This window comes from Kitasatospora sp. NPDC092286 (assembly GCF_044755565.1).
In the GTDB taxonomy this organism is placed as follows: Bacteria; Actinomycetota; Actinomycetes; order Streptomycetales; family Streptomycetaceae; genus Kitasatospora.
In genome coordinates, this window is sequence record NZ_JBIVRD010000010.1 from 168,060 (window position 1) to 180,534 (window position 12,475).

Genomic DNA, 12,475 nt, shown 5'->3' on the forward strand with positions numbered 1-12,475 from the left:
CAGGTACTGGCGGATCCGCCGTAGCGCAGACGCATCTGTTCGCCGTCATTCAATCGAGGCGTTTGACAGCGAACCCAGTCGTTCAGGCTTCCTTGTCAGCGAACCTGGTCGCTCTTCGGCCCGATGCCTTCGATCCTGGTCGGAGTTCCGTCCGGGGCGAACGAGTGGTGGAAGGTGAAGGCGTGCGGCGCGGAGCCGTGGTCGTGGAGGTGTTCCAGCCTGCAAACCCCGTCCTGCCAGGTGGGTGTCACGCCGTCGGAGACCCACCAGAACACGTAAGCCGGGTGTCCTGTCCTCTCGAACCAGTCATAACGCCTGTTCAGCGCCTCACGGTGCAGACCGGTGTAGATGGCGTCGAAGGCGGGGCGCAGGTCGGTCCAGAGTGAGAGTGTCGCGGCCAGGGCGATGGTTTCCACCGTCTGGCCCTTGCCGTACCAGGTCGGTACGACGAACTCTCCCCACGCACCCCAGTCCAGGTCGAAGTGTGTGCCCTGGCCGCCGTCCGCCGCTTCGGCATGAGCGAGGTATCCGGGGTGCCGGCTGATCTTCCGGTAGATGGCCTCGCCGCTGTCGTGGAGTTCGCGTGTGAGAGGTGCGGGATCGGCGAGAGGTGACTGCAGGACGCCGAATGTGTACAGCGCAAGACGGGGCATGCGTCTCTCCCTGGTCGGGGGGTGCCTGGTGTGGACCTGGTTCGGTGGCTTGGGCATGGGGGCGAGGATTCGCGGGGCGTGACCGACTCGTCCCGTCGCGGGTGGCTCGGCCTGAAGGAACTCCTGTGCGGCCGTGGGCGATCGCCGAAGACCAGGTGAAGATAGCTGCCTCTGCGGCCCATGTCGAAGTTGCGTTTTTCCTGCCCAAGTGGCCTCTTGCACCGGTCATTACGGGGGCTGGGGCGGTGACGGGCGGGGCAGGCTGCGGGTGCGGGCACAGTGGTGCTGCACGCCGCGCGTGGACGCTCCAACGCATGCATCGCCCGGGAGACGGGGCTGCATTTGGACACCGTGCGCCGCTGGCGTGGCCGGTTCGCCCAGGCGGGCCTGCCCGGGCTCGAAGACCGTCAACGCTGCGGCCGTCCCGCCTCGTTCACACCGCTGCAGGCCGCTGAGGTCAGGGCGCCGACCTGCCGGCTGCCTGCCGAGAGTGAAGTACCGCTCTCACGCTGGTCGTGCCCGGAACTGGCCCGCGAGGCCGCCCGGCGGGGCATCGCCCCGTTCATGTCGGCGTCGACCGTGCGCCGCCGGCTCGCCCAGGACGCGCTCAAACCCTGGCAGCACCGCTCCTGGATCTTCATCCCGGAGGTAATCGCACTGCCGATCCTGTCCGGGCCGCTGCCGTACCTTGAGTGGATCACCCGGGAGACCCGGCCCGCTGAGGGCCAGTGCTCTGACCGCATGGACGCCGGGTTGATTCAGTCGGGACAGGTCCAGCAGTCCGAGTAGCCTCGCCCTGTGGTGGATCAAGAGGAGTACGTCCGGTATCGGGAAGACTCGAAGGTGCTGGCAGCGATCGGGGAGCATGTCGACGCCCAGGTCGGCCGTGTCACGGTGCGACTGCCCAGGGCTGTGGCCGAGGCCGCGGTGGCCGCTTGGGAGCGTGACGAGTTGGGTGACCTCGGTGAGGAGACCCATGAGCAGTACGAGCTGCGGGGCCAGGCTGGTGATCTGGCACTGATCGGCCTTGAGATCTCGGAGCGCGGCCGCTGGGAGGGCGAGGAGGTCGTCATCGACCTGCATGTCGCCTTCGCGGGGGCAGCCTCGCGGGCGTCGCTGTAGTCAGGCCGCAGCGGCCACCGGTCTCCGCCCTGCGGATAGCCGCTCATCCCTGGCTGCGTCAACGGCACGCAGCGGCCGCGTCCGGCTCCGTTTGTGTACCGACCGATGGCCGGGGCCGCGCGGGTGAGTGCGCGCTGAGACACGCTGCTGCGGCTTGACGATCGTGGTGATGACCACCGAAACGGACATTTTCGGCGTCGGGTGCTGCGAGGCTGTGGGGGCGAGCCTCGCAGCACCCGCATGGAACAAGGGGCGGAGGCCAGGAGACGGATCTCAGCCCGTAGGCACCTTCGAGGAGTGGTGGTTGATGATCAGCCAGTGGCCGCCACGCAACTCGTACACGTAGGTGTAGCGGGCGTTGATCGTACTCTTGCTGCCGTCCTTGTCGGTCAGCGTGAACTGGTAGAGGCCCGTGTCGATGGCGCTCGTATCGTTCAGGATGTTGATGTACCGCTCCTGGATCTTTCCGACGGGCTTGCTCTCCAGAAATTTCGTGAAGTAATCGACGATCCCGGCGCGGGTGGTGCGGATGCTTGCGACGGTGGGCAGCAGCACGGCGCCCGGGGCGTAGAGATCCGCGACACGGTTCGGGTCGCCGGTGGCCAGTGCCGCGTTCCAGCCGTCGAACAGGGCGGCGATCTGCCCTGGAGTGGGCGGCGTGACGGTGGCGGGCTGCGCGGTGCCTGCCAGAGTACTGTGCGTCACGGCAGGCCGTACGTCGCTTCCGGCCGCGTACGTCGCTCCGGTTCCCGTGAACAGCACAGCGGCGGTGACCGCGATCGCGGCATAGTGCGTGCGTCTCATTCAGCACCTCCTGGGTCATCGGTGGTCGAACGGACGGCTTCACCCAGCCTCGCCCAGCGCAGTCGATCTCGCATGCCGACAGGACTGGTGTCCAGCGGCACTTGAGCGCGATGCGGGCCGCCACGTTCACCGAGCGCGGCCCCGAACACCTGGTGTCGATCCACGGCCTGTCGGGCGCCGACTCCGCCGACGAGCCCTGGGAGGACAGGCTGGGCGCGGTCGCGCATCCCGCGCTCCGCGACCATCTCCGCATGCTCTGCCGCACCGGGGAGGCCGCGCGCAGCGAGGGCGGCTTCTACTACGGCACCGGCCACTGGCCGTGGAGCGACGTCCTCGAAGCGGTTGGCTGCTCCCTCGTCGCGGGCTGGGGGGTTCGGCGAGTCCCAGGCCGGTACCGCCGTCGTGCGGTTGCCGGACGCCCCAGGCGCCCGCTGAGCACGCCGCTTCGCCGTCGGCGCCCCCTTCAGGCCGACTTCCTCGGCCTGAAGGGGGCGCCCTCGCGGGCCGGGCGCCCGGTCACCGGAGTACTGGCCCAGAGCTGGTCCAACTCGCGCTTGTCCGTGTCGCTGTTGGCCGAGACGACCAGGACACCACCTGGCCGAAGGACTCCCGGGCCGCGGTCGCGGCGCCCGGTCGGCGGACCGGACGCCGCTGCCGCTCACCTCGGGCCGGTGAGGTGACCGTCCGGCCAAGATGCCGGGCGAGGAACCGGACCGCGCTGTCGGCCTCGAACCTGGGCATGTCGAAGTGCTGGCCCGCGTTGGCGTGCAACGTCTTCTCCTTCGAGGCGAAGGCGTCGAACAGCGCGAGGCCGGCCTCGCACGGGATGCGCTCGCTGTCCCACGGCATGGCGAACTCGATCGGGACGGTGATCTGCTTCGCCGTCTCGACCAGGGCATCGGGCCACATCATGCGGAGTCGCACTCCGTGAAGAACCTGCCGGTGGTTCAGGAATCCTGTCGCCCCGAGCCGTCGGTGTCATCGGCGTCGACGGCAGTGGCGTCGCTCAAGTCCTCCACTTTCAAAGGCCGTTGCCCGTTGAACACGATCACGAGACCGTAGGGGTCGCAGATGGGCATACGCCCCTCGGCGAAACGCAGGTGCCACTCGTCGATGTAGAAGTTGAGCTGTGGGGAATCCAGAGGAAAGTCTGCGACAGGCAGGCCGCGGTAGGACTCCGACTCCGCTTCGGTGAGACCGAAGAAAGCCGGGTCGGCCTCCAACGCCTCACGCACGAAGCGGAGCCCCGTCTCAAGGTAGTGGTCGAGCCTGCCGAGTACCTCGCCGACCAGGAGAAGATCGGCCTGGTCGATGTCGTCGGTACCTTCGAGCAGAATGTTGGCCTCGACGGGGGCACCGTACAGTGCGCTCCTCGGCGTCTGCGCCACACTCCAGACCCTCAGCTCATCGGGCCCCCGGTCGAAGAGCAGCCGTCCGATGCCGCTGCGGAAGACGTTCGAGGACACGGTGACTCCATCTCGCGAAACTCGGGGCGCGGTCGCCGGTGCGCCTGCGTCGGTCGCGACGACGACGGAAACGGAAACGGACAACGGTACCCCGGCATGCGGCTCCGGGCTCCTCGGAGCCGGGGTTCAGACACAGCGAACCACCGCCCTTGCCGACCAGCACGGCCAGGTGGCGGTCATCCTCCGGGGCGGCCGAGGATCGCAACCACCTCGGGGGCTTGGCGCCTTTCCCGCCGACGCGGTGCGCCGGCCGTTCTCTTCGAACGGGTCCCGGCCATTGTGATCGGCTCCGGGACGGGGGTACCCGTGGTCCGGGCGGGGCCGAGGCTGCGCCATGGGGCGCGCGGAACGGCGGCCGGCTCACGCGTGGTGCGCATGGGAGCGGTGCCGCCGGTTGCCGCACGACTTGGGGGGCATGCATATGGCGGGAATGGCAAGCATATGCACCCAAGCCCCCTTCCGCAGGCGCCCCGAGCCGGGTCAGCCTTGTCCTGCACCGCGAAGGAACATCGCCGCGTTCCGTGGCAACTCGGCATGGGTCGGGCGCTTTTGATCCCTCGTCCCATTCCGTGATCAGGGTCTTCCCGAGACCCTGACTCCATCCAGGAAGGACCCGAAGATGGCCACTCCCGCGACACCCCAGGGCGGCGACACGGATGTGGAATGGACCGGCATCCGGACCCTCGGATACGCGAACCGCTTCGCCGTCTGGGACAGCGAGTTCCGCTACGACGGCCGGATCCGTGTCCCGATGGGCGTGAAGATCAAGACGATCCGGTACTCGTACACCGGCAACGGGCAGGCGGGCACGGAAGCCATCGAGGTCAAGCGCGGCCGCGGTGGCATCGACCAGGAGTACGAGGTCATCGACCTCACCTTCCTCGACGACTCCGACCTCATCACCTTCACCCTCCGCGGCGACCTCAACGTCGACGCCGACCCGCGCCCGGCCTACAGCCGCACCTACCCGATCCGCGTCGACGTCATCCTGGACAACGGGGACGTCCGCACGGTGAATCCGCAGGTCGAGGTGGTCGCCGGCGCCTGGCAGAAGAGCGACCCGGAGAAGGTGGGACGGCCGTTCGTTCGCCTGCCGTACGACAACAACTGGGGCGGCACGCCCAACAGCCAGGCCGGCTTCGGCTTCGTCTCGGACAACGGCCGCATCCCCGGCGACAAGTTCATCATCGACCTGGTCAATCTGCGCCAGGGCGAGCCGGACGTGCCGAGCAACGGCAGCGACCACGTGTACTACCAGCTCGTCCACGAGGACGGCACACCCTCCCGTTTCACCCCGACCCCGCAGGTGCAGAAGGCGGAGGGCCACCGGGACAGCGGGACCGGCCGCAAGGTGACGCTGCCCGCGATCGACCTCCGTCAGCTGGGCGACAAGCCGGGGTACTACCGCTTCCTGGTCTGGCCGCAGTCCAGCAACCCCGACGGCTCGGTGAGCAGCCTCGGTTGGGACCCGGCCAGGGCGGAGGACGCGTTCCAGCTCGGCAGCGTCTACTACCGCTACACGGCCGCCCGCCCCCAGGGCCGGTTCTCGGTGTCGCCCGGGGGCCCGGTGAACCTGGTCCGTGGCGGCGCCTCCGGCTACGTGGGGGTGGAGCTGCAGGCAGTCGCAGACGGCGGTGTCCCGCCGCAGAAGGTCCGTGTGACCATCCCGCAGGGGAAGGGTCTGCAGGTCGCCGACCGGCTGATCCTGGGAATCGTGCAGGACGGCCAGTGGAAGGAACTGGGCTCCTACCAGGGAACGTTGTCGCCGGACGGCCAGAGCCTCACCTTCGACGGCATCGACCTGGTGCTGGCCGGAAAGGGCTCGAAGTCCGGTGCGCTGATCGAGGTGAGCGCCGCCGCCGGAGCCCCGCTGGGAGACACCAGCCTGAGCTTCCAGGTGGGCGACCAGATCTCGGCCTCCTCGCTCATCCACGTCGCGGACAGGTAGACCGGTAGGCCGAGCGTCCGCCGGGCCCTCGCCCCGGCGGGTCGCAGCGGCACAAGGGACCACCGCCCGCAGGGCCGGTCAGCGGTGCGACCGCGGCCCGGACCCCTGCGGGCGGGGTCGCGTGAACCGCTCATCGCGTCATCCCAACCAGAGGGAGTACTTACACGTGGACACGGTGGCATCCCGCCCGCACAGGCTGGCCGCGCCCCCCAGGTCACGGAGCATGTCCGTCGTGGCCCGGGTGTACGGATATCCACCGGCCCACAACGCCGGCTCCGAATGGATGCTCCACTCGATGCTGCGCCCGCTGGCCGAGCGCGGCCACCGGGTGACGGTCTGGCTCTCCCATCCCGGGAGCATCGAGAAGAGCTACGAGATCGACGGAGTACGGGTCGTCCCGTACCAGGAGGGCACCGACTTCGCGGCCGACGCCCAGAAGGCGGACGTGCTGCTCTCCCACTTCGAGAACGTCCCCCTGGTGTCGGGCCTCGCCGCCGCCCGCCGGATACCCATGGTGGTGATCTGCCATGACAACTTCGCCACCAGCTTCCACGACGCGGCCGGAGCCGACCTCGTCGTCTACAACAGCGAATGGATCCGGCGGGACGGCGAGATCTTCTACGCCCGCTACCCCGACGAATTCCTGCCCAGGAACACGATCGTCGTCCGCCCTCCCGTGATCGCAGAGGAGTACCGCACGGAACCGGGCGACTGCGTGACGCTGGTGAACCTGAACGCGGACAAGGGCGGTGAGCTCTTCTGGCAGATCGCCGCATGGACGCCCGAGTGGAGGTTCCTCGGGGTCCGCGGCGCCTACGGGCAGCAGGTCATGCCGCCACCGCGGCTGCCCAACTGCGAAGTCGTGGACGGCGTACCCGGAAAGGAGATGCGAGCGCACGTCTACAGCCGCTCGCGCGTGATGCTCATGCCGAGCATCTACGAGTCCTGGGGGCGGGTGGCGGTGGAGGCCTTCGCCTCCGGCATCCCGGTGATCGCCCACCCCACCCCCGGGCTGGTCGAGTCCCTCGGCGAGGCGGGGATCTTCGCCTACCGCGACGACCTGAACGCCTGGATCCACTCCCTGGCATCACTGCAGGACCCGAAGAACTGGGCAAGGGCCTCCCGCCGCGCCAAGGCGCGCTCCGACGAGCTGAGCGCAGCCCCCGATCTCGGCATCTGGTGCGACGCCATCGAGTCGCTGCACGACCCGAGGCGACGGAAGTCCTTCCACCCGGCAGGCCGAAGGACGTACAACGCAAGTGGCGTCGGCGCGTCGTGATGCACCGCCACCCCGCACTGAGTTCCCTCGATGTTCTGACGGTGCGTCGCGAAGTCATGCGGCATTCGCGCTCGTCAAGGGTCTCGTTTCGGATGGACTCGTCGATATCGCCGAGTCGCTGTTGCGACTGGCCAGTTGAGCTGAGTACGGGAGACCGATCACCATTCCGTCGGAGCCGCCCTCCCCAGGCATCGGTGGCTCGGACACAATCAGGAGCCGCGCCTACCTCTCCCGGTCTTGCAGCCTCCGACCCACGCCGAGCCGGCACCGCGCGCCCTCTAGCCGTTCACGAGTCACTGGGCGCTGCGCTTCTCCCGTGGTCTTCACAGTGGGCGGGACGGTGATTGTGCACAGTCGCTTGGTGGCCCGGGTGAGGGCGACGTACAGGTCGCGCTCGCCCCCGGGGCGGGCGGCGGTGATCCCGTCCGGGTCGATCACGACGGCGGCGTCGAACTCCAAGCCGCGCGCCTGTGAGGCCGGCACCAGTCGGGCATGCTGCTCGATCCCCGCCGCCGCGAGCTGCTCCGTCCTGCCATCGGCGCAGATCACCCCGATCAACTCGCCCGGGTAAGCGGCGCCTTGCTCTCGCAGCTCCCGCACGAGGGCGGTGACGAGGGATTCGGGGGCCGTGGCAAGGGTTCGGGGCGCCTCGCCGTGCCGGATCGATCGGATCGGCGGCCGGCCCGGGGCGATCCGGGCGAGCAAGTCCCCTGTGGCGGCGAGGATCTCCTGCGTGGTCCGGTAGCTGACGGTCAGGGTGCGCAGGTCGAAGCGCCGTCCGAGGTGCGGGCCGAGTGCCTCCTTCCAGTCCCGGGCCACCGTCGCCGGGCCCGCCTGGGCGAAATCTCCGACCAGTGTCATCGACCTGCCCGGGCAACGGCGCACGATCATCCGCCACTGCATGGCGGTGAGCTCCTGTGCCTCGTCGACGACGACGTGCCCGAAGGCGTGCTCGGGCGGGCCGTCGACCAGGCTCGCCGCCTCGTCGAGAAGCGGTACATCGGCGTCCGTCCAGGGCGCACCGGGCGTTCGCCGCAGCAGGGCCCGCTGGTCGTCGGTGAACTGCCGCAGGCACCCGGCCGTCGCATCGCCGTCCGTCAGCAGGGCGCGGACCACGTCGCCGGGCGTGAGCCGCGGCCACAGGTCCTCGACGGCCTGATCGAGCACGGCATCGTCCAGGAGGTCGGCGCGCACGGCGTCGGCGTCGAATTCGTCGGCACCTGTGGCGGGCGCGTCGTCAACACCGAGGCGGCGCAGGTCCGCTGCGGCAACCCGGTCGAGGTCGAGGCCGGTCAGTTGCGCGACCTGGGCGTCGATACGTTCCAGCGCCTCGGCGCCACTGCTGGCAAGCTCACGGACGAGGGCGTCGACCAGCAGCTCCTTGAACAGCCGACGCCCCCGGTTGTGCGCGAGACCACTGGTCTGTGCCGACTCCCGCGCTTGTGCGACATCCCCGTCCCACAGACGAATCCACTCCTGCCCGACCCGGACCTCGAAGTCGTCGCCCGGGGCCTGCCGTGAGCGGACCACAGCGGCCAGCGCGTCGGCCAGCGCGGCACTCCCCTTCAGGCGCGCCACCTCGAAGGGGTCCGCGGCGCCCGGTACGACGCCGGCCAGTTCCTCGCACGTCGCCAGGACGACGTCGCTCTCCCCGAGCGAGGGCAGGACCTGGCAGATGTAGTCGAGGAACCGTGCGTTCGGCCCCACGACGAGCACGCCGCGCTCGGCCGCCTTCGGGAACGCGTACAGCACGTACGCGGCGCGGTGCAGCGCCACCACCGTCTTTCCGGTGCCCGGCCCACCCTGCACCACCGTCACCCCGCGGTGCGGCGACCGGACGATCGCGTCCTGCTCGGCCTGAAGCGTGGCAACCGCCGCCCCCATCCGCCCCGTGCGCCTTTCCTGGAGCGCCGCCGCCAAAGGACCGTCGCCGACCACGTCCTGTCCGGTGGGTGCGGAGCCGTCGAACAGCTCATCGCTCACCCCCACCACCGTGCGGCCCGCCAGGCGCAGATGGCGGCGCCGTCGCAGCCCCATGGGATGAACCGGCGTCGCCTCGTAGAAGGGCCGCGCGGCCCCGGCCCGCCAGTCCACCAGCACCGGCAGCTCGTCCGAATCCCTGTGCAGCCCCAGCCGCCCGATCCGCAGGACGGTCCCGTCCACCAGGTCGATCCGGCCGAAGACCAACCCGTCCTCGGCCCCTTCCAGCCGACGGACCTCCCCCGCCAGCCGCCCGGCCGCCACATCCCTCTCGTACGCCTTGCCCGCACCGTCGGCCGGCGACGCGAGCACACGCGCCAGCTCCTCCCGGGCCCCGGCCAGCCGCTCGTCGAACAGCTCGCCTATGACGGAAACCTGAACTCGCTCAAGCTCCACCTCGCGCGCGGCGACATCGTTGATCTGAGACAAGAAAAGGCCCTCTCGGCTCAACCCGCCAATATTTCGAGGCGCCACTATGCAGACGGATTCCGGAAAAGTAAATATTGACCGACCCAGGCGGAATGTGACCTCCGATGCACCACCGTGCCGCCCGCCTGCAGTTCCGGCGCCGGACCCGGGCCCCGACACGATGCCGTCCACGCCCCGCCGGCGGCAGGGCACGGCCGACGCCCGGTCCAGCGGCAGCTCGGGGTTACCCGTCGCACCGTCAACACATTTGCCGACGCAGGAAACCGGCTCGACGGCAGCACGCCTGCGCCGCATACGAAGGTGGCCCCTCGCTCATCCGAGCGAGGGGCCACCCTGTTACGACGTGACGTCAGTTGTGGTTGCCGCCGCGCCGCTTGCGGGTGATCAGGACGAGGGCGCCGCCGAGGAGGAGGACACCGCCGCCGGCCGCCGCGATGGCGGGGGTGGCGTCGCTGCTACCGGTCTGGGCGAGCACCGGGCCGGGGGTGGTGGGCACCGGGGTGGGCGTCCGGCTGGGCGTGGGCGTCGCCGTGGGCGTCGGGGTCCGGGTGGGCGTGGGCGTGGGGGTCGGGGTGAGTGTCGGTGTGGGCGTGGGGGTCTTGGTGGGCGTAGGCGTCGGCGTCGGCGTGGGGGTCGGCGTCGGCGTGGGGGTCGGAGTCGGAGTCGGAGTCGGGGTCGGGGTCGGAGTCGGGGTGTGGCAGACCTCGATCGTCCTGGTCTCCGTCTTGTTCCAGTCGCTGTTCTTCGGGTCCTCGGTGGTCGTGACCACAAAGGTCGCGGTGACCGGCGCGGAGTGGTCCTTCACCGGGAAGGCACCGTGGTACTCCTTGCCGAACTCCTTCTGGTCGAGCACCTTTTCGCCGTCGATGGTGAGGCTGACGGTGTTCTTCACACCGTTCGTGTCGCTGTAATTGGTCAGGTCGATCACGACCTTGTCGCAGCTCGTCGTCCACGTGGGAATGTGCGCCGAGGCGTTGGTCGCCAGGGCCACGGGCAGGAGGACGGCGGCCGCCGCCGTTCCCGCGAGTGCCGCGCTCCTGATGCCGAGCTGCCGCTGCTGTCGCGCCATTTCGTTGTCCCCTCCGAACGGTCTTGTGCAGCAGGCTTGTTGAGTGGTCAGGCGGTGGCCCGCTACGGCTGTCCGGGGGGACTCTACCGGCACCCCCGCACCTCACCACACCCCGTCGTACGGCCGGATTTCGTCTGTCCGTCCGCCCCCGGATGTGCATGGCCAGCCCATCACACCCGTCACCTCGCACAACACCGATTCGGCAAACTTGAATGGATTCCGTCACACCGGCCAAAAAGTGTTGCCCCCGGCGGTCCGATTCGACCACCGAGGGCAACATGAACGATCAATCGGCATGCGGTCAGGCCTTCTTGGCCGCCCGGCGACGTGTGGCCACCACGATCGCGCCACCGGCGGCGATCACGACCGCCCCGCCGATCGCCAGCGGAACGACCGGCCCGGAGCCGGTGTGCGCCAGACCGCCGCCGGCGTTCGCCTCCGCGGACGGGCTGGCCGAGGCTCCGGCACTCGCCACCGCCGAGACGGAGGCCGACGGGCTGGCCGAGGCACCCGGGCTGGGCTGGCCGCTCGCCGGGGCGGACGGGCTGCCGGAGGCCCCCGGGGTCGCCGAGGCCTCCGGCGTACCCGGGGTGCCGGGCGTGCTCGGGGTGGTGGTCGCCGACGGCGTACCGCTCGGCACCACCGGCGGAACGGTGGGCACGGTGGTCGGCGGCGGGACGACGGTCGGCAGGCAGCCGGTGAACGGGTAGTGGTGCGTCTCGGCACCGCCCTTGCCGGTCAGCGACTTGGCGATCACCGAACCGTTGACCGGTCCGGCGCTGCCGAGGTCGAACGCGGCGTTCGGCGCCAGCACGGTGCCGGCCCAGGCGGCCTGGCTGTTCTTGACCACCTTGGTCGCGGTCGGGAAGTTCCAGAGCAGCTTGGCCCGGACGGCCCCGCCGGAGGCGCTCTGGAGCTTGTCGTCCAGGACGTAGGACTCCTTGGCCGCGTCCCACAGGTGGAAGCCGGTGGTCTTGGCGGCGGCCATGTCGTACGCGTCACCGGTCACGTTGATCACCGTGACCGAACCGGCCGGCACCTTGATGAAGACGTTGGTGGCGCCCTGGAGCGTGCCGGCACTGACGGTGAAGCTGTTCAGCTTGGCGTCGCCGCTGCTCAGGTAGAGGTCCGCACCCTTCGCCTCGACCTTGGCACCGGCGGTCTGCGGCGCGGCGGCGAGCGAGGAGGAGGCGGAGCGCAGCTTGGCGAACTCGGCCTTGAAGTCGATCGGGGAGGCACCTTGGCTGATTTTGCCCTGGTGCGCGTCGATGACGGCAGCGTTGGCCTTCGAGCCGAAGACGCCGTTCCCCTTCATGACCTGCGTGTTGTGACCGGTGATGCTGCCGGCGACGACCAGCGCGTTGCCGCCGGGCAGGGCCGCGATCTGGCCGGGGGTGAGCTCCTGACCGACCGAGAAGCCGCCGGTGAAGTTGGCGTTGCCGCCGACCGCCACCGCGCCTTCGGCGTCGGGGGTATGGGTGTCGTCGCCCTCGATGAACTCCCCGTAGAGATTGGCCACTCCGAGGCTCTGGCACTGCTCGCCGGAGCCGGTGGCGTGGGCGGCCGGGGCGATGAGACCGGCCAGGGCAAGGGATCCGCCGAGTGCGAGCGCAGCGGCGGGTATGTGTATGCGCATGTGCAGGATCTCCGCTTGAGGTGCGGGGGGTGGGAGTGGTCCCTAAAAAGGTATGGACCAAACCGCACTCTTTCGGCCAAACGGGTGAT

At 69.7% G+C, this 12,475-nt stretch carries 10 protein-coding genes and 1 pseudogene; 4 read left to right on the top strand and 7 right to left on the bottom strand.

The features are described from left to right. Nucleotides 1–95 precede the first annotated feature (95 nt). On the bottom strand, nucleotides 96–653 hold the full coding sequence (locus ACIQIB_RS12990; protein WP_400757838.1) for a DUF3291 domain-containing protein: 558 nt from the start codon (nucleotides 651–653) through the stop codon (nucleotides 96–98). A 279-nt stretch (nucleotides 654–932) separates the two neighbouring features. Here ACIQIB_RS12990 and ACIQIB_RS12995 point away from each other — a divergent pair, with 279 nt between their 5' ends. After that, on the top strand, nucleotides 933–1,442 hold the full coding sequence (locus tag ACIQIB_RS12995; protein WP_400757840.1) for a helix-turn-helix domain-containing protein: 510 nt from the start codon (nucleotides 933–935) through the stop codon (nucleotides 1,440–1,442). 9 nt (nucleotides 1,443–1,451) lie between these two features. Continuing rightward, the gene (locus tag ACIQIB_RS13000; RefSeq protein ID WP_363611994.1) at nucleotides 1,452–1,775 is read left to right on the top strand and encodes a hypothetical protein; all 324 of its coding nucleotides are present in this window, start codon (nucleotides 1,452–1,454) and stop codon (nucleotides 1,773–1,775) included. 273 nt (nucleotides 1,776–2,048) lie between these two features. Here the strand turns inward: ACIQIB_RS13000 and ACIQIB_RS13005 are convergent, their stop codons facing one another. From ACIQIB_RS13005 to ACIQIB_RS13015, 3 genes and pseudogenes are all read right to left on the bottom strand, one after another. Continuing rightward, entirely contained in the window at nucleotides 2,049–2,579 is a 531-nt protein-coding gene (locus ACIQIB_RS13005) for an SgcJ/EcaC family oxidoreductase (RefSeq protein WP_363611992.1), read from the bottom strand. A 672-nt stretch (nucleotides 2,580–3,251) separates the two neighbouring features. Continuing rightward, nucleotides 3,252–3,485: pseudogene (locus ACIQIB_RS13010) on the bottom strand (alpha/beta hydrolase); the annotation flags it as partial. A gap of 41 nt (nucleotides 3,486–3,526) precedes the next feature. Next, entirely contained in the window at nucleotides 3,527–4,045 is a 519-nt protein-coding gene (locus tag ACIQIB_RS13015; RefSeq protein ID WP_400757842.1) for a hypothetical protein, read from the bottom strand. Between the two features lie 619 nt (nucleotides 4,046–4,664). Between ACIQIB_RS13015 and ACIQIB_RS13020 the strand changes: the two genes are divergently transcribed. Both ACIQIB_RS13020 and ACIQIB_RS13025 read left to right on the top strand, forming a co-directional pair. After that, on the top strand, nucleotides 4,665–5,993 hold the full coding sequence (locus ACIQIB_RS13020; protein WP_400757844.1) for a hypothetical protein: 1,329 nt from the start codon (nucleotides 4,665–4,667) through the stop codon (nucleotides 5,991–5,993). Nucleotides 5,994–6,216: 223 nt separating this feature from the next. After that, nucleotides 6,217–7,272 (top strand): glycosyltransferase family 4 protein, encoded by a 1,056-nt coding sequence (locus ACIQIB_RS13025; protein WP_400757846.1) that lies wholly within the window; start codon nucleotides 6,217–6,219, stop codon nucleotides 7,270–7,272. Between the two features lie 222 nt (nucleotides 7,273–7,494). Here ACIQIB_RS13025 and ACIQIB_RS13030 read toward each other — a convergent pair whose 3' ends face one another. From ACIQIB_RS13030 to ACIQIB_RS13040, 3 genes are all read right to left on the bottom strand, one after another. Then, nucleotides 7,495–9,681 (bottom strand): HelD family protein, encoded by a 2,187-nt coding sequence (locus ACIQIB_RS13030; RefSeq protein WP_400757883.1) that lies wholly within the window; start codon nucleotides 9,679–9,681, stop codon nucleotides 7,495–7,497. 349 nt (nucleotides 9,682–10,030) lie between these two features. Further along, nucleotides 10,031–10,750, bottom strand: coding sequence for an LAETG motif-containing sortase-dependent surface protein (locus tag ACIQIB_RS13035; RefSeq protein ID WP_400757848.1), 720 nt, complete (start codon nucleotides 10,748–10,750; stop codon nucleotides 10,031–10,033). 301 nt (nucleotides 10,751–11,051) lie between these two features. After that, nucleotides 11,052–12,386, bottom strand: a complete 1,335-nt coding sequence (locus tag ACIQIB_RS13040) for a choice-of-anchor A family protein (protein ID WP_400653797.1) — start codon at nucleotides 12,384–12,386, stop codon at nucleotides 11,052–11,054. Between the last annotated feature and the right edge of the window lie 89 nt (nucleotides 12,387–12,475).

Bases quoted from the DNA above. Each gene is read 5' to 3' on its own strand.
- ACIQIB_RS12990 (WP_400757838.1), bottom strand. From the start codon at position 653: ATGCCCCGTCTTGCGCTGTACACATTCGGCGTCCTGCAGTCACCTCTC.
- ACIQIB_RS13005 (WP_363611992.1), bottom strand. From the start codon at position 2,579: ATGAGACGCACGCACTATGCCGCGATCGCGGTCACCGCCGCTGTGCTG.
- ACIQIB_RS13020 (WP_400757844.1), top strand. From the start codon at position 4,665: ATGGCCACTCCCGCGACACCCCAGGGCGGCGACACGGATGTGGAATGG.
- ACIQIB_RS13025 (WP_400757846.1), top strand. From the start codon at position 6,217: ATGTCCGTCGTGGCCCGGGTGTACGGATATCCACCGGCCCACAACGCC.
- ACIQIB_RS13035 (WP_400757848.1), bottom strand. From the start codon at position 10,750: ATGGCGCGACAGCAGCGGCAGCTCGGCATCAGGAGCGCGGCACTCGCG.
- ACIQIB_RS13040 (WP_400653797.1), bottom strand. From the start codon at position 12,386: ATGCGCATACACATACCCGCCGCTGCGCTCGCACTCGGCGGATCCCTT.